The sequence below is a fragment of the Streptomyces sp. NPDC057099 genome (assembly GCF_042671245.1).
Lineage (GTDB): Bacteria > Actinomycetota > Actinomycetes > Streptomycetales > Streptomycetaceae > Streptomyces > Streptomyces purpurascens.
On the sequence record NZ_JBHUTX010000004.1, the window covers coordinates 130,464 to 145,653 of the forward strand.

At 70.0% G+C, this 15,190-nt stretch carries 12 protein-coding genes and 2 tRNA genes; 10 read left to right on the top strand and 4 right to left on the bottom strand.

The features are described 5' to 3' along the window. Window positions 1–24: 24 nt before the first annotated feature. Window positions 25–1,524, bottom strand: a complete 1,500-nt coding sequence (locus ACFT4A_RS07425) for an amino acid permease (protein WP_382826808.1) — start codon at window positions 1,522–1,524, stop codon at window positions 25–27. Window positions 1,525–1,803: 279 nt separating this feature from the next. Between ACFT4A_RS07425 and ACFT4A_RS07430 the strand changes: the two genes are divergently transcribed. Together ACFT4A_RS07430 and ACFT4A_RS07435 are read left to right on the top strand one after the other, a co-directional pair. Next, the gene (locus ACFT4A_RS07430; RefSeq protein ID WP_382826810.1) at window positions 1,804–2,301 is read left to right on the top strand and encodes a ribose-5-phosphate isomerase; all 498 of its coding nucleotides are present in this window, start codon (window positions 1,804–1,806) and stop codon (window positions 2,299–2,301) included. A 749-nt stretch (window positions 2,302–3,050) separates the two neighbouring features. Then, window positions 3,051–3,863: an Fpg/Nei family DNA glycosylase gene (locus ACFT4A_RS07435; RefSeq protein WP_382826812.1), complete on the top strand. Its 813-nt coding sequence runs from the start codon at window positions 3,051–3,053 to the stop codon at window positions 3,861–3,863. A 13-nt stretch (window positions 3,864–3,876) separates the two neighbouring features. Here the strand turns inward: ACFT4A_RS07435 and ACFT4A_RS07440 are convergent, their stop codons facing one another. Next, complete coding sequence (locus tag ACFT4A_RS07440; RefSeq protein ID WP_382826814.1) at window positions 3,877–5,139, bottom strand: GNAT family N-acetyltransferase; 1,263 nt, start codon at window positions 5,137–5,139, stop codon at window positions 3,877–3,879. Window positions 5,140–5,301: 162 nt separating this feature from the next. Here ACFT4A_RS07440 and ACFT4A_RS07445 point away from each other — a divergent pair, with 162 nt between their 5' ends. Together ACFT4A_RS07445 and ACFT4A_RS07450 are read left to right on the top strand one after the other, a co-directional pair. Beyond that, window positions 5,302–6,483 (top strand): PP2C family protein-serine/threonine phosphatase, encoded by a 1,182-nt coding sequence (locus tag ACFT4A_RS07445; protein ID WP_382826816.1) that lies wholly within the window; start codon window positions 5,302–5,304, stop codon window positions 6,481–6,483. A 36-nt stretch (window positions 6,484–6,519) separates the two neighbouring features. Beyond that, the gene (locus ACFT4A_RS07450; protein ID WP_382826818.1) at window positions 6,520–6,987 is read left to right on the top strand and encodes an HD domain-containing protein; all 468 of its coding nucleotides are present in this window, start codon (window positions 6,520–6,522) and stop codon (window positions 6,985–6,987) included. Between the two features lie 7 nt (window positions 6,988–6,994). On the opposite strand, the gene ACFT4A_RS07455 is transcribed toward ACFT4A_RS07450, so the two are convergent. Continuing rightward, entirely contained in the window at window positions 6,995–8,185 is a 1,191-nt protein-coding gene (locus ACFT4A_RS07455) for an acyltransferase family protein (RefSeq protein WP_382826820.1), read from the bottom strand. 622 nt (window positions 8,186–8,807) lie between these two features. On the opposite strand from ACFT4A_RS07455, the gene ACFT4A_RS07460 reads away from it, so the two are divergent. Beyond that, a complete protein-coding gene (locus ACFT4A_RS07460) occupies window positions 8,808–9,002 on the top strand; it encodes a hypothetical protein (protein WP_142163958.1) in 195 nt (64 codons plus the stop codon). Window positions 9,003–9,084: 82 nt separating this feature from the next. Beyond that, complete coding sequence (locus ACFT4A_RS07465) at window positions 9,085–11,334, top strand: protein kinase (protein WP_382826822.1); 2,250 nt, start codon at window positions 9,085–9,087, stop codon at window positions 11,332–11,334. A gap of 53 nt (window positions 11,335–11,387) precedes the next feature. Here the strand turns inward: ACFT4A_RS07465 and ACFT4A_RS07470 are convergent. Further along, window positions 11,388–11,458: transfer RNA gene (locus tag ACFT4A_RS07470), tRNA-Gly, on the bottom strand. Between the two features lie 163 nt (window positions 11,459–11,621). Between ACFT4A_RS07470 and ACFT4A_RS07475 the strand changes: the two genes are divergently transcribed. The 4 genes from ACFT4A_RS07475 to ACFT4A_RS07490 all read left to right on the top strand — a co-directional run bounded on the left by ACFT4A_RS07475 (window position 11,622) and on the right by ACFT4A_RS07490 (window position 15,040). After that, window positions 11,622–11,698: transfer RNA gene (locus tag ACFT4A_RS07475), tRNA-Pro, on the top strand. A 213-nt stretch (window positions 11,699–11,911) separates the two neighbouring features. Next, window positions 11,912–13,291: a trigger factor gene (gene tig / locus ACFT4A_RS07480; protein ID WP_382826824.1), complete on the top strand. Its 1,380-nt coding sequence runs from the start codon at window positions 11,912–11,914 to the stop codon at window positions 13,289–13,291. Between the two features lie 326 nt (window positions 13,292–13,617). Then, window positions 13,618–14,223, top strand: coding sequence for an ATP-dependent Clp protease proteolytic subunit (locus ACFT4A_RS07485; RefSeq protein ID WP_030818448.1), 606 nt, complete (start codon window positions 13,618–13,620; stop codon window positions 14,221–14,223). 109 nt (window positions 14,224–14,332) lie between these two features. Next, window positions 14,333–15,040 (top strand): ATP-dependent Clp protease proteolytic subunit, encoded by a 708-nt coding sequence (locus tag ACFT4A_RS07490; RefSeq protein WP_382826826.1) that lies wholly within the window; start codon window positions 14,333–14,335, stop codon window positions 15,038–15,040. Window positions 15,041–15,190: the final 150 nt, after the last annotated feature.

The window sequence follows — 15,190 nt, forward strand, 5'->3', positions numbered from 1 at the left end:
CGGGCGAGCGCCCGCCGGTCGGCGTCAGCCGGCCGAGACCTCGTCCCGGCCCTGTTCCGGAACCCCGGCCTGCGCGACGTCGGCGCCGCGACGGCCCCGGCCCCTGTGCTTCACGAAGGCGATGGCGAGCACCACGGCCGCGACGAGCAGCGACAGCAGAATGGTCTGGCGCCCGTCGTGCTCGGTGTCGGTGAGCATGTAGCCGAGGATGAAGACGATCAGTGCCGCCGTCGCCCAGGTCAGATACGGGTACAGCCACATCTTGACGACGAGCTTCTCCGGCGCCTCCGCCTGGATGATCTTCCGCATCCGCAGCTGGGAGAAGCAGATCACCAGCCACACGAACAGGGCGACCGCGCCACTGGAGTTCACGAGGAAGAGGAAGACGGAGTCCGGGAACTTGTAGTTGAAGAAGACGGCGACGAAGCCGAACGCGACGGACGCGAGGATCGCGGTCCGCGGCACGCCGTTGGAGGTCGTGCGGGCGAAGGACTTCGGCGCGTCGCCGCGCTGGCCGAGGGAGAAGGCCATGCGGGAAGCGGTGTAGAGACCCGAGTTGAGACAGGACAGCACCGAGGTCAGCACGATGAAGTTCATGATCTGACCGGCGTGCGGAATGCCCAGGGAGTCGAGCGCGGCGACGTAGGAGCCGTCGTCGGTGATGGACTTGCTGTCCCAGGGCAGCAGGGCCACCACGACGAAGATCGAACCGAGGTAGAAGACGCCGACTCGCCAGATGATGCTGTTGGTGGCCTTGGTGACGGCCTGCTGCGGGTTCTCGGACTCACCGGCGGCCAGGGTGGCGATCTCGCTGCCCATGAAGGAGAAGACGACCAGGAGCACACCGGTGAGGATCGCGCCGGCGCCATGGGGCAGGAAGCCGCCGTGCTGGGTGAGGTTGCTCAACCCGGCCTGCTCACTGTCCACGCCGGGCAGCAGCCCGAAGACGGCGAGCCCACCGATGACGATGAACGCGGCGATCGCGACGACCTTGATCCCGGCGAACCAGAACTCGAACTCGCCGTACGACCCCACGGAGACCAGGTTGGTCGCGGTGAGCACCAGCATCACGATCAGGGCCCAGGCCCACTGCGGCACGGCCGGGATCCAGCCCTCCAGGATCACGGCACCGGCGGTCGCCTCGACCGCGAGCACCACGACCCAGAAGAACCAGTACAGCCAGCCGATGGAGAAACCGGCCCAGGGGCCGAGCGCGCGGTCGGCGTGCGCGGAGAACGAACCCGAGGTCGGGTTGGCGGCCGACATCTCACCGAGCATCCGCATCACCAGCACCACGAGCGTGCCGACGAGGGCGTACGACAGGAGAATGCCGGGGCCTGCGGTGGCGATACCGGAGCTGGACCCCACGAAGAGCCCGGCTCCGATGACGCCACCGATGGCGATCATCGAAAGATGCCGGTTCTTGAGCCCGGCCTGCAGCCCGGAGCTGCCGTCCGGCCCGCCGGGTTCTCCGGGGCCTCCGGGGTCGTTTCCGGTCGTCTTCAGTGTCGGCTGCGAGGTCATGGAACGGATTTCCTTTGCGCCGGGGAGCTGTTCTTCCGTACGGAGCCGCACCAGCCGTACGAACGGGGTGTGTCGCGGCATGACGGTGTACGGGTCCTCGTACGAGCGGGTGTACGAGCCGGTCCAGTGAATCCGAGGCGAACGTTTTCGAGAACCTTTGAATCCAGATTGTTACTTGAGGTTTTCCTGAGGTTCCGTAATGCGGCTCACATTCGCCTCACGTTTTCATGAGCGCCACCCCGCGCGCCTTCCCCGAAACACCCGTGTCACACTCATCCCATGCGCGTGTACCTCGGCTCGGACCATGCCGGCTACGAACTCAAGAACCACCTCGTCGACTGGCTGAAGGCGGCGGGTCACGACCCCGTCGACTGTGGCCCGCACATCTACGACGCCCAGGACGACTACCCGCCCTTCTGCCTCCGCGCAGCGGAGCGCACGGCCGCGGACCCCGACGCCCTCGGCATCGTGATCGGCGGCTCCGGCAACGGCGAGCAGATCGCCGCGAACAAGGTCAAGGGTGTCCGCGCGGCCCTCGCCTGGAGCGAGGAGACGGCGGCCCTCGGCCGCCAGCACAACAACGCCAACGTCGTCGCCGTGGGCGCGCGCATGCACTCGCAGGACGAGGCGACGGCCTTCATCGAGCGGTTCCTCGCGACCCCGTTCTCCGGTGACGAACGTCACATCCGCCGCATCGACATGCTCGACGCCTACGAAACGACAGGCACCCTCCCCGCAATCCCCCCGCACCACCCCCAGCAGGACCCCGACGCCTGATCACCTGAGCCGGACTCGCCCCCGACCTGCTGCTTCGGACCAGGGATGCCGTCCCAGCCCTGAACGGCTCAGCCTCGGGCATGCCTCAGGCGTGCTGGGAGACCAGGGCTGAGTCATTCGCAGGTCCAGGGCCCGAGCCCGAGCCCGCGCGGGGCAACTGGGCCCCAGCCGCCTGGCGGGCGGCGCCCAGGGGGCGTAGCCCCCCGAGGGATGCAAGGGCGCAGCCCCACGGGTTGCAGGGATGCGGGGATGCAGACCACGAGGTCCAGGGGCACAGCCCCACGGGGTGCAGGGACGCAGCCCACGGGGTGTAGGGACGCAGCCCCACGGGGTGTAGGGACGCAGCCCACGGGGTGTAGGGACGCAGCCCCACGGGGTGTAGGGACGCAGCCCACGGGGTGCAGGGACGCAGCCCACGGGGTGCAGGGGCACAGCCCCACGAGGTGCAGGGCCACAGCCCCACGGGGTGCAGGGCCACAGCCCCACGGGGTGCAGGGGCGGAGCCCCGAGCGAGGGGTGCAGGGGACGCAGTCCCCGCTGGGGTCCGGGGCGGAGCCCCGATGCCTTTCGACCCCAGCCCCTTGGCCAACCGATTCGGGTGGGTGGGTGGGAAAGCCCCCGTCGAGGGGCGCAGGGGACACGTCCCCGCCGGGGCGCGGGGCGGAGCCCCGATGTCTTTCGACGTCAACCTCTTGACCGACCGAGTCGGGCGGGCGGGTGGGCAAAGGCAACGATCACAGGGAGAACCCGTGCCAGAAGGCCACACCATCCACCGCCTGGCCCAGGACTACGCCGCCGCCTTCCTCGGCACCACCCCCGACACCACCAGCCCCCAGGGCAAGTTCGCCGACGCCGCCTCAATCCTCACCGGCACGGAACTCACCCACACCGAGGCCCACGGCAAACACCTCTTCCTCGGCTTCCGCGAAACCGACTGGATCCACATCCACCTCGGCCTCTTCGGCAAGGTCACCTTCGGCCCGGCCCCCGCACCCCCACCCACCGACACGGTCCGCCTCCGCCTCGCGAACAACACCGCGTACGTAGACCTCCGAGGCCCCACCACCTGCGCCCTGATCACACCCCCGGAGAAGCAGGCGATACACGACCGCCTCGGCCCCGACCCCCTCCGCGACGACGCCGACCCGGACACCGCGTACCGCCGTATCGCCCGCAGCCGTACGACGATCGCCGCCCTCCTCATGGACCAGAAGATCATCGCGGGCGTAGGAAACGTCTACCGCGCGGAGGTCCTCTTCCGGCACCGCATCGACCCGTACCGCCCCGGCAAGGACCTCACCCCACCCGAGTGGCACGCGATCTGGACCGACCTGGTCGACCTCATGCACGAGGGCGTCCGCAACAACCGCATCGACACCGTCCGCCCGGAACACACCCCGGAGGCGATGGGTCGCCCACCCCGCGTGGACGACCACGGCGGCGAGGTGTACGTCTACCGCCGGGCCAACCAGCCCTGCCACCTCTGCGGCACCGAGATCCGCACCGCCGACCTCGCCGCCCGCAACCTCTTCTGGTGCCCGACCTGCCAACGCCGCCCCTGAGGAACCCCCGACCTCAGAAGCCGTACGGCAACCACGGCGCCACACCGCCCGCCCCGAACCCCAGCGAGGCCTCCGCCAACGCCCCCCGCCGTACCTCCCGCACACGCCCCGCCGCCCCCAACGAGGCCAGCGACACACCCCCGAGATACGCCGCGCTCAACTCCCGTACGGACAGGGCGACATCAGCCGCGTCCGCCGTACGCTCGCACGACGCCCCCTTCGCATCCCCGCTGAGCCGCCAACGCCCGGCGTTCCAGGGGCAGAACGCGTCCTCCACCTCGAACACCACATCCACCGGCGCCTGATACGTCCGCGCCTCCAGCGCCGCCCCCAGCTCCACCGGCCGTAGGTACAGCGAATCCCCCAACCGCGGCCGGCACCGCCGGATGTCGGACACCCAGTGCCGCCACGCGTCGTCCACCGGCCGCCCCCGCCCCCGCAGCACCAGCGACGACGTCAGGTCGATCCCGAACAGGAACCGCCACAGCGCCGCGTCCGCGGCCGGGTCCAGCGCGGCCGAGTCCTCCAGGATCACCGTGCCCTCGGGCCCCGCCGCCTCCCAGCCCGGCTTGACGCGATACCGCGCGTACCCGACCGTCTCCCCGTCCCGCTCGGCGACGACGCACTGCAGCGGCGACGCCCCCTCCCGCTCGCCCTCCGGATCGAGCAGCGGGAGCCGCTCCCAGCCGGGCTGCCGGGCCAGCATCCCGGGCCGCGACGGAACCAGCCGGGCGTACACCGCCTCGCACACATCGAGGACATCGGCCGGAACGGCGTACCGCACACGTACGTCATCCGTACCCGTCGGCAGCGACGTGAGCCGCACCCGGGTCGTGTCGATCTCGGCGTTCAACTGGAAGGTGGCGCAGCCGTATCCGAACCGGCCGTAGATCGCCGGCTCGGAGGCCGTGAGCACGGCCAGCGGCTCACCCCAGGACCGGACGTCGTCCAGCTGTCGCCGCATCATCGACGTCAGAACCCCGCGCCGGCGATGCGTGGCGGCCACGCTGACCATGGTGACGCCCGCGGCCGGCACCGAGGCGCCGCCGGGCACCGTGAGCCGGAAGCCGAACGCCCCAGCCGTCCCCACGCACTCGTCCCCGTCCCAGGCACCGAGTGAACGGTCGAACTCGGTCAGCGAGTTCCACAACTCCCGTTCCTCGGTGGACTCCGGCACCCCGCCGAAGCCCCGGATCAGGGTGTCGTACCACTTGTCCCAATCGTCCCGCCGCAGCACCCGCAGGTCGGTCGCGGAGCCGGTCGCGTCAGTCGCCATGGACCATGCCTACCAGGGCAATGCGGGACGAGCGAGCAAATTTCTCCCAGGCGGCGGCAGGACGGCGCGCTGTGAAGTTCACTGTGAAGTCGGCCCTCGGACGGGGGACAAGTAGGACCTCCCGTGCCAAGGGGCTGGTCCGATGGATAGGGTCCCGAACTAATGGCATCAGGACGAGAGCGGCGCGCGGAAGCCGACACGTTCACGGCCCGGTTGAAGAAGCAGTGGCACCGGGCCCGCGTCGGCGTGCGCCGAGCCGCCGTGGACTACTTCCGCGGCGACGGCTCGGACTGGATCGCCCTGGCCGGTCTGCTCCTGACCGTTCCCCTGATCGCGGCGGCGACACTGGCGAACTCGGTGTGGTTCTCGCCGGCCGCGCTCGTCCTGCCCGTCGTCGTGGGCGGCCTGGTGCTGCGCCCGGCCAGCCTGCTCGGCCTGTACGCGGCTGCGGCCACAGCGCTGATCGTGGAGTCGGTGCAACTGGGCCCGTACACGGAGGGGCCCTCCAGGGTCACCCCGGGCATCGTGCTCGTGGTCGCGGCCTGCGGTTTCTTCGGGCTGCTGCTGGCCCAGTTCCGCAGCCGGGTCGGTGTGCCCTGGCGGCGCGGCGGCACCATGCTCTTCGACCTGCGCGAACGCATCCGGGTGCAGAGCCAGCTGCCCGATCTGCCGGGCGGCTGGCACCAGGAGATGGCGCTGCGCCCGGCGGGCGGCCAGTCCTTCTCGGGTGACTTCGTCGTCGCGGCCCGCACCAACGGCGGCCGCACGCTCGAGGTCGTCCTCACCGACGTCTCCGGCAAGGGCATGGACGCGGGCTCCCGCGCCCTGCTGCTGTCCGGCGCGTTCGGCGGCCTGCTGGGCTCCCTCCCGCCGCACGCCTTCCTCCCCGCCGCGAACGGCTATCTGCTCCGCCAGGACTGGGACGAGGGCTTCGCCACCTCCATCCATCTGGTCCTCGACCTGGACTCCGGCGACTACGAGCTCTACTCCGCAGGCCATCCGCCGGGCCTGCAACTCAGCGCGGGCACCGGACGCTGGGAGGAGAAGGCCGCCGAGGGCCCCCTCCTCGGCGTCTACGACGGCGCCCAGTTCGACCCCGTGAAGGGCTCACTGCGCCCGGGCGACGTCCTGATGCTCTTCACGGACGGCCTGGTGGAGACCTCCGACCGCGACATCGTCGAGGGCATCGACCGCCTCACCGGCGAAGCCGACCGCTACGTCGCCGGCGGCTTCCACGGCGCCGCCTGGCACCTCATCGAAGCAGTGGCCAAGGACGTCAACGACGACCGCGCCCTCCTCCTGATCTGCCGAGAGGGCCCGACGGCGGCGTCCGCCCTCCGTTGAGGCCCGCGTGGCGCTGCGCGGGGTGACACTGGTGCGGTGACCGACACACCCCGCACCCCGCTGACCCTGGCCCAGATCGAGGCCACCGCCCGCGCCGCGCACGCCGGCCAGACCGACAAGGCGGGGCGGCCCTACGCCGAACACCTGCGGGCCGTGGCGGAGGGAGTACGGGAACGGGGCGGCGACGAGGACCAGATCGCGGCGGCCTGGCTGCACGACGCCGTCGAGGACGACGCCCTCTCACCTCAGTGGCTGCGTGAGGCCGCGCTGAGCAGCCGCACGAGGGACATCGTCCTCGCGGTCACCAAGCGGGCGGGGGAGCCGCCAGAGGCGTACGCCGCGCGCATCCTCGCCACCCCGGGCGCGCCGCTGGTGAAGGAGGCGGACCTGGCGCACAACGCGGATCCGGCCCGCCTCGCGGTCCTCGACGAGGCCACCCGCAAACGACTGACCGAGAAGTACGCACGGATGCGCGCACTTCTCGGTCAGGGAGATGCGATCTGAATGGCGCCTAGGCGCTGACCTTCTCGCGGTCCTTCTCGCGCTCACGCTTCTCGGCACCCTGGCGCTCGCGGGCGACCTCGGCCGCGTCCTGCTTGAAGGCCCAGGCCATCTTCGGCTCCATCGCGAACCGGAACACGCGCTGCACCGGCTTGGTGCACAGCGCCGTCACGACGGCGGCAGCGAGGAGGGTCACGGTGATCTGCCCGGCCGGCTGGTGGAACCAGCTCGCCTCGAACCAGCCCTGGTAGTCGCCGGCCTTCACGAGGAAGCCGTGCAGCAGGTAGCCGTAGAGCGTGCCGGCGCCGAGCGCGGTGAACCACATGTGGCGGCGCGGCACCCAGGCGAAGAAGCAGGCGGTCAGCACCAGCGAGCAGCCGAACATCGCGAGCACCATGACCGGCCCGGCCCACCACGGCGCGCCCAGTTCCTGCGCGGCGTCACGGTGGTAGAACCACGCGGTGTTCATGCGCGGCACGGCCCACCAGCTGAAGGCGAGCGCGGCGGCGAACACCGGCACCGCGGCGATCCGCACCGAACGGGTGCGCACCATCTGGAAGTGCTCGGGCTTCATGACCAGGCCCAGCACGAAGAACGGCAGGAACTGCAGGACGCGCTGCAGGTCCAGGTCGTCACCGATCTCCGGGGTGACGGTCGCCAGCATCGCGAGACCGAGCGCCAGCGGCAGCGGCCAGCGCACCATGTTCCAGATGGGGGTGGTCAGCCGCCAGATGAACAGCGCGACCAGGAACCAGGTCAGGTACCACGGGTCGAGGAGGCTGATGTCCTGACTCGGGTCGTCGTCGATCCACCGCTTGAAGAGCGGGTAGGCCGTCTCGAAGATGATGTACGGCACGGCCACGCCCGTGATCAGGCGCTTGAGCCGGTCTGGCCGCATGTCGAAACTGCGCGAGAAGTAGCCGGAGATGAGGATGAACGCCGGCATGTGGAACGCGTAGACGACCTGGTACGCGGCCTCGAGCACCCGGCTGTCGCCCTTGAGCGGCTCCCAGGCGTGGCCCATGGCCACGAGTACGATCGCGAGGTACTTCGCGTTGTCGAAGAACGCGTCGCGCTGCTTGCCGTTCTGCTTCTTCTGGGGGCTCTGCGGCGAGCGCGGGCTCGGCACTCCGCCTGCCGGCGACTGTGCCGGGGGAAGTGGCGCCTTGCGGTCGCCGTTCGGTCGCAGCGAGTTCGTCACAGACCCTCCCACCAGGAGCTCGGGGAGACGATCCGGGACCTCGCTGCGCTTGCGGGGGACGAGGCAGCGTGGAACATCTGAGGCACCCTAGCCTTCCCTGCAGCTATTCGTAAAACGCCGGACGTGATTCCTGGCTATTCGCTGTGGGTACCCCGGATTTCGGGTAGTTGACGTCGCTGTCGGCGTGATGACCAACACATCTTCGGTATCGAGTTGTGTCCGTCACAGGTGCCCTGCTTGTCAGGATACTTCCGGACTAAGTAGCGCATAAGACCAGGGGGCGACTCCAGTGGAATGTCCGCTTCAGTGCTCTCCGGGAGCCTCTCCACAGGGTTGTTGAGGAGCCTTGGGCAGTAATTCGAATTAGCTGCGAACGCGTTGTGTGGAGACGGAAACGATCCGGCCGAATTCCCTGTGCGGGTGGTCCTTCGAATTGCCGTACGAGTCCCCGCCGTCGGGTCCCCTCCCGCACGCGTCGTACACGGGCCCGGACGACACGGGGGCGGTCGATGCGTCACCGGCCGCATAGCCCGGCCGTGTTGGTGGCACGATGGTTCTGGCGGGGTGCGCGCAGTGGCGCCCCCGGGCCGGGAGAGCGGACCGACCGAGGGTGTGATCAGTTGTGGCCATTTCACTGTCTGTGGTGCTGCTGTTGGCGATCATCCTTGTGGTGTTGCTGAGAGGGGGATCCATCAAGGCGGGCCCCGCGATCGTGGCGATCCTCTTCGGCTTCTTCCTCGCCTCGACCGGCATGGCCCCGTCCATCCAGCGGTTCCTCAACTCGATAGCGGAGACGGTCAACTCCATCAGCTTCTGACCGGCCCGCCGCCGCGGGCCCCGAGGGCGTGCGGCTACTCTCCTCCCGACGGGACGGTGCGTGACGGGGGGAGCGTACGGGGATGGCGCTGCGCGATTCTGACCCCTCGGAGGTGGGCGGCTACCGCATCGAGGACCGCCTCGGCTCCGGCGGCATGGGTGTGGTCTATCTGGCCCGCTCGGCCTCCGGCCGGCGCCTCGCCGTCAAGGTGGTGCACGGCCAGTACGCCGACGACGACGAGTTCCGCGCCCGCTTCCGCCGCGAGGTGGCCGCGGCCCGACAGGTCAGCGGCGCCTTCACGGCCCCCGTCGTGGACGCCGGCGCCGACGCGTCCCGCCCCTGGATGGCCACGCTCTACATACCGGGCGCGGACCTCGGCACCCACGTCCGCGAGCACGGCCCGCTCCCCGTGCCCCGGCTGCGTGAACTCGCCGCCGGCCTCGCCGAGGCACTGCGCGACATCCACCGCGCCGGAGTCGTCCACCGCGATCTGAAGCCGGCCAACGTGATGCTCGCCGAGGACGGCCCCCGCGTCATCGACTTCGGCATCTCCCGCGCCGCCGAGTTCGCCGCCGCCGACGTCCTCACCCAGACCGGCCGCGTCATGGGCACCCCGCCCTTCATGTCCCCGGAGCAGTTCTCCTCCCCGCAGGACGTCGGCCCGGCCGCCGACATCTTCTCCCTCGGCTCGGTCCTCGCCTACGCCGCCACCCGCCGCGGCCCCTTCGACAGCCCGAGCCCCTACGAGACGGCCGTCCGGGTCGTCGAGGGCGAACCGGCCCTCGACGGCGTACCGGACGAACTGCTCCCCTTCGTGCGCCTCTGCCTGGAGAAGCACCCCAAGTCCCGCGTGACCGCCGACGAACTCCTGACCCTGCTGCGCGACGGAGGCCCGGCCGCGGTGCCCCCGGCCGCCGGAGAGTCGAGAACCGTTCTGCCCCGGCGCGTCCCCGCGGCCACGCCACAGCGCGACACCCCGCTCGCCGACCCGCCGCCCGAGCCCACCGCGCCGCGCGGCGGCCGCAGACGCCGCTACCTCCTCGCCGCGGCGGCCGGGACGGCCGTGGCCGCCGTACTGGCCGCGACCACCTTGGTCCTCACCGGCGCCCTCTCCCGCGACACCGACCCCGGCACCTCGGCCTCCGTCCCCAGCGACCTCCCCGACGGCTGGGAGCCCTGGGCCGCCGCCGCGAAAGCCCCCAAGGGCAGCGAGCGCCTCCTCGGTGGCGCCGAGAGCGCGCTCAAGGGCTGCGCAGCCGTCGACACCTCCCTGGTGTGCGCCGGCTCCGGCCTCATGGCGGCCCGCTTCGATCTCGCCGACGGCCGCACCACCTGGGGCCGGTCCGTCGACCCCACACCCGACGGCTCCGCAGGCAGCAGCGAGGGCGCGCTCATCGGCGCCACCGACAGTCACGTCTACGCCTACGAGGCGGAGGAGGGCGAGACGGCGGCCGGCCCCCGGTTCAGGTACACGGTGTCCGCCCTGGCCGCCGACACCGGCAAGGAGCTCTGGCGGACCGAAACGGGCACCGGCGAGTCGGCGTCCGTCCCCGACAGCACGCAGGACGCCGCCACGGCCGTCCCCGAGGGCGTCGTCACCTTCTACGGCTCCCAGGGCGACCGGTACGCCCTGCTCGACGCGGAGACCGGCGACGTCCGCTGGAGCCGCCCGAAGCCGAGCGACCCGGACGACTCGGTCGACTGCCTGCTGCGCTCGGCGGCCGACCGCGCCTACCTCGTCTGCGTGATCGGCCTGTCGGAAAAGGGAGCCTCCGGGACCACCGTCTCCCAGATCGACCCGGCCACCGGAAAGGCCCGCTGGACCGTCGAGGCCAAGGGCGCCCAGTACCTGCTCGGCCAACACGACGGACGTCTGGTCCTCGCGGACTCCCTCGACACGGACCGCGGCCTGACCCTGATCGACGTCTCCTCGCGCGTGCTCACCGTGCGCCGGCTCGCCCAGCCCCGGCCCGAGGACGCGCAGGCGTACCTGGTCCGCGGCACGGTCTACTTCACACGCGAGAGCGGCGGCGTCCGCGCGGTCTCGCCACGCACCGGCCGGACACTGTGGGAATCCAATTCCACCGTGGAGCAGCAGGGGCCGCCGACCGCCTCCGCCACCCATGTGTACTTCGCGTCCCCCAGCGGCCGCCTGGCCTCCCTGGACGCGAGCAGCGGCGAGGTCGAGGCCACCCTGGACGGCCGCGACGACGGCGGCAGAACCGACAGCATGCTCGTCACCTCGGGCGCCCCGCTGGTCCTGGTCGGCGACGCCCTGTACGTCCCTTACGGCGTCCGCTCCGTCTACACGGTGGACGTACGCGGGCTGTGAATCCGGAAAACACCTCGGGCCCGGTTCCGAAGAACCGGGCCCGAGCCGTTCAGAGCGGGCGACGGGAATCGAACCCGCGTAGCTAGTTTGGAAGACTAGGGCTCTACCATTGAGCTACGCCCGCACGGTGCGCGCCGCAGGTCGGGTGACCTCGGCACGCAAGCATCGTAGCGGGTTGTGCGCCCTCGTCGCACACCGCATTCGCATTCGGGCCTTCCCGGCGTCGACGCAGCGGAAATGCGGCGGCCGTACGGCCTTGCGCCATGTACCCTACGTGTCGCACCAGACGGGGTGTGGCGCAGCTTGGTAGCGCGTCCGCTTTGGGAGCGGAAGGCCGTGGGTTCAAATCCCGCCACCCCGACCAGCCATCCGATCATCTCTCGAGCCATCTCGAGTCATCTCGGGTGATCGTCTCCCGGTCACTCATGTGATCGCCTTTTGGGCGGTGTAGTCGCTGCCGTTACTATGCAAGCTGCCGTCCGTGTGTCTCAGCGTCTGAAGTCTCCGGGCGGCGAAATCCGCCGGGCCGTTCTGGCCCCGGCAGAACCCAAGAAGTCAGCCACAAGGAGACCGAACCGTGAAGAGCGCCGTGGAGACCCTGAACCCGACTCGGGTTCGGCTCACTGTCGAGGTGCCCTTCGAGGAGCTCAAGGACAGCCTCGACGCGGCGTACAAGAAGATCAACCAGCAGGTCACGGTGAAGGGCTTCCGCAAGGGCAAGGTCCCGGCCCGGGTCATCGACCAGCGGTTCGGCCGCGGTGCGGTTCTGGAGGAGGCCGTCAACGACGCGCTGCCGAAGTTCTACACCGACGCGGTCAACGAGGCCGAGCTGAACCCGCTGGGCCAGCCCGAGGTCGACATCACGGAGCTGAAGGACGGCGAGACGCTGAACTTCACCGCCGAGGTCGACATCCGTCCCTCCATCGAGATCCCGGACTACTCCGGCATCGAGGTCGAGGTCGACGCGGTCGAGGTCACCGAGGAGGACGTCGACAAGGCGGTCGAGGAGCTGCGCGAGCGCTTCGCCTCCACCGCCCCGGTCGAGCGTGCCGCCGAGGACGGCGACGTCGTGACGATCGACCTGGAGGCCAAGGTCGAGGGCGAGGTCCTGGAGGACGGCGTCGCGGACGGCGTCTCCTACACCATCGGCTCCGGCGAGCTGCTGGACGGCATCGACGACGCCGTGAAGGGCGTGGAGGCCGGTGGCGAGGCCACCTTCACCTCCGAGCTCAAGGGCGGCTCGGCGGCCGGCAAGGAGGCCGAGGTCACCGTCAAGGTCACCCAGGTCGCCAAGCGTGAACTGCCCGAGCTGGACGACGAGTTCGCGCAGCTCGCCTCCGAGTTCGACACCATCGAGGAGCTGCGGGCCGACAGCCGCAAGCGCCTGGAGAACATGAAGCAGTACGACCAGGCCACGCAGGCCCAGGAGCGCGTCCTGGAGAAGCTGCTCGAGCTGGTCGAGGTGCCGGTCCCGGACAAGCTGCTCGAGGACGAGGTCAACACCCGCAAGCACAACCTCGAGCACCACCAGCTCGGCCAGATGGGCCTCGACCTCGAGAAGTACCTCGAGATCCAGGGCAAGACGGTCGAGGAGTTCGACGCCGAGACCAAGGAAGCCGCGGTCAAGGGCATCAAGACGCAGTTCGTGCTCGACGAGCTCGTCAAGCAGGAGAAGCTGAACGTCAGCCAGGAGGAGCTCACCGAGCACCTCATGCGGCGCGCCGCCTCCTCCGGCATGTCCCCCGACCAGTTCGCCCAGGCCGTCGTCGAGGGCGGTCAGGTTCCGCTCCTGGTCGGCGAGGTCGCCCGCGGCAAGGCCCTGGCCGTCGTGGTCGAGAAGGCCGCGGTCAAGGACACCAACGGCGAGGTCGTCGACCTGGACGACGAAGAGGACGAGACCGAGGCCTCCACCGAGGAGACCCCGGCCGAGGCCGCCGAGGAGAAGACCGAGGGCTGAGCCCCGGCACCTACCTGGTAACGCCGTAAGAGGACGGGCCCCGAGACGCACAGCGCTTCTCGGGGCCCGTCGGCATTACGCACTCAGGGGCGCGGGGAACTGCGCGACACGGCCCCCACCGGCCCGCAGCCGTACATGGACCGAAGCACCCAAGTCGCTACGCCCCCGGCGAACACTCCCATCTCCGGGATTCCCCGAAGGGACCCGCGCGTTAGGGTCCATGAATACGAGGGCAGTGGAGTCTGCGAACGGCTCCAGCCCCGCAGGGAAACGTGAGACGGCCCGGCGCCGTCGTAAGACGAGCAGGTGGATACGTGACGAATCTGATGCCCTCCGCCGCCGGCGAGCCTTCCATCGGTGGTGGCCTCGGTGACCAGGTCTACAACCGGCTGCTCAACGAGCGGATCATCTTCCTCGGCCAGCCGGTCGACGACGACATTGCGAACAAGATCACCGCACAGCTGCTGCTCCTTGCCGCGGATCCCGACAAGGACATCTACCTCTACATCAACAGCCCCGGCGGTTCGATCACGGCCGGCATGGCGATCTACGACACGATGCAGTTCATCAAGAACGACGTGGTGACGATCGCCATGGGTCTCGCGGCCTCGATGGGTCAGTTCCTGCTCAGCGCGGGCACCCCCGGCAAGCGCTTCGCGCTGCCGAACGCCGAGATCCTGATCCACCAGCCCTCCGCCGGCCTGGCCGGCTCGGCCTCCGACATCAAGATCCACGCCGAGCGGCTGCTGCACACCAAGAAGCGCATGGCCGAGCTCACGTCCCAGCACACGGGCCAGTCGGTCGAGCAGATCACCCGCGACTCGGACCGCGACCGCTGGTTCGACGCCTTCGAGGCCAAGGAGTACGGCCTCATCGACGACGTCATCCCCACGGCCGCAGGTATGCCGGGCGGCGGCGGCACCGGGGCCTGAGAGGTCCCCACGGGGCCTGTGGAGCCCCGTGAGGCCCCCGGAGCCCTCCCGGGCCCCAGCGACCCCAGACAGCCCCAGCCGACCGCCTCAGCCCTTCTCAGGAGACACCGTGAACCAGTTCCCCGGCAGCGGGATCTACGACCGTATGAACGCCGTGCAGGACATGAACGGCTCGCAGGGCCGCTACACCGGCCCGCAGGCCGAGTCCCGCTACATCATTCCGCGCTTCGTCGAGCGCACCTCCCAGGGCATCCGCGAGTACGACCCGTACGCGAAGCTCTTCGAGGAGCGCGTGATCTTCCTCGGCGTCCAGATCGACGACGCCTCCGCCAACGACGTCATGGCGCAGCTGCTGTGCCTGGAGTCGATGGACCCCGACCGTGACATCTCGGTCTACATCAACAGCCCCGGCGGCTCCTTCACGGCGCTCACCGCGATCTACGACACGATGCAGTACGTGAAGCCGGACATCCAGACGGTCTGCATGGGCCAGGCCGCCTCCGCCGCCGCCGTCCTACTGGCCGCCGGCACGGCGGGCAAGCGCATGGCCCTGCCGAACGCGCGCGTGCTGATCCACCAGCCGTACAGCGAGACCGGCCGCGGTCAGGTGTCCGACCTGGAGATCGCCGCGAACGAGATCCTCCGGATGCGCTCGCAGCTGGAGGAGATGCTGGCCAAGCACTCCACCACACCGGTCGAGAAGATCCGCGAGGACATCGAGCGCGACAAGATCCTCACGGCCGAGGACGCGCTGAGCTACGGACTGATCGACCAGGTCATCAGCACCCGGAAGATGGACAACTCGAGCCTGCGCTGAGGCGAGAGGCTGTATCGTCTGCCGCCCCTTGGCACGGTTTGGCACGGTGCACGTCAAAGTGAACCGCGCCAAGGGGGGCCCGAACGAGGGGCCCGGCAAGGTACCGTCGGACATAAGGCTGCACCAGGAGCCGCTGGACGTCGACGTCCA

Excerpts from the sequence above, each read along its gene's own strand:
- ACFT4A_RS07425 (WP_382826808.1), bottom strand. The coding sequence starts at position 1,524 with ATGACCTCGCAGCCGACACTGAAGACGACCGGAAACGACCCCGGAGGC.
- ACFT4A_RS07430 (WP_382826810.1), top strand. The coding sequence starts at position 1,804 with ATGCGCGTGTACCTCGGCTCGGACCATGCCGGCTACGAACTCAAGAAC.
- ACFT4A_RS07445 (WP_382826816.1), top strand. The coding sequence starts at position 5,302 with ATGGCATCAGGACGAGAGCGGCGCGCGGAAGCCGACACGTTCACGGCC.
- ACFT4A_RS07485 (WP_030818448.1), top strand. The coding sequence starts at position 13,618 with ATGCCCTCCGCCGCCGGCGAGCCTTCCATCGGTGGTGGCCTCGGTGAC.
- ACFT4A_RS07465 (WP_382826822.1), top strand. The coding sequence starts at position 9,085 with ATGGCGCTGCGCGATTCTGACCCCTCGGAGGTGGGCGGCTACCGCATC.
- ACFT4A_RS07440 (WP_382826814.1), bottom strand. The coding sequence starts at position 5,139 with ATGGCGACTGACGCGACCGGCTCCGCGACCGACCTGCGGGTGCTGCGG.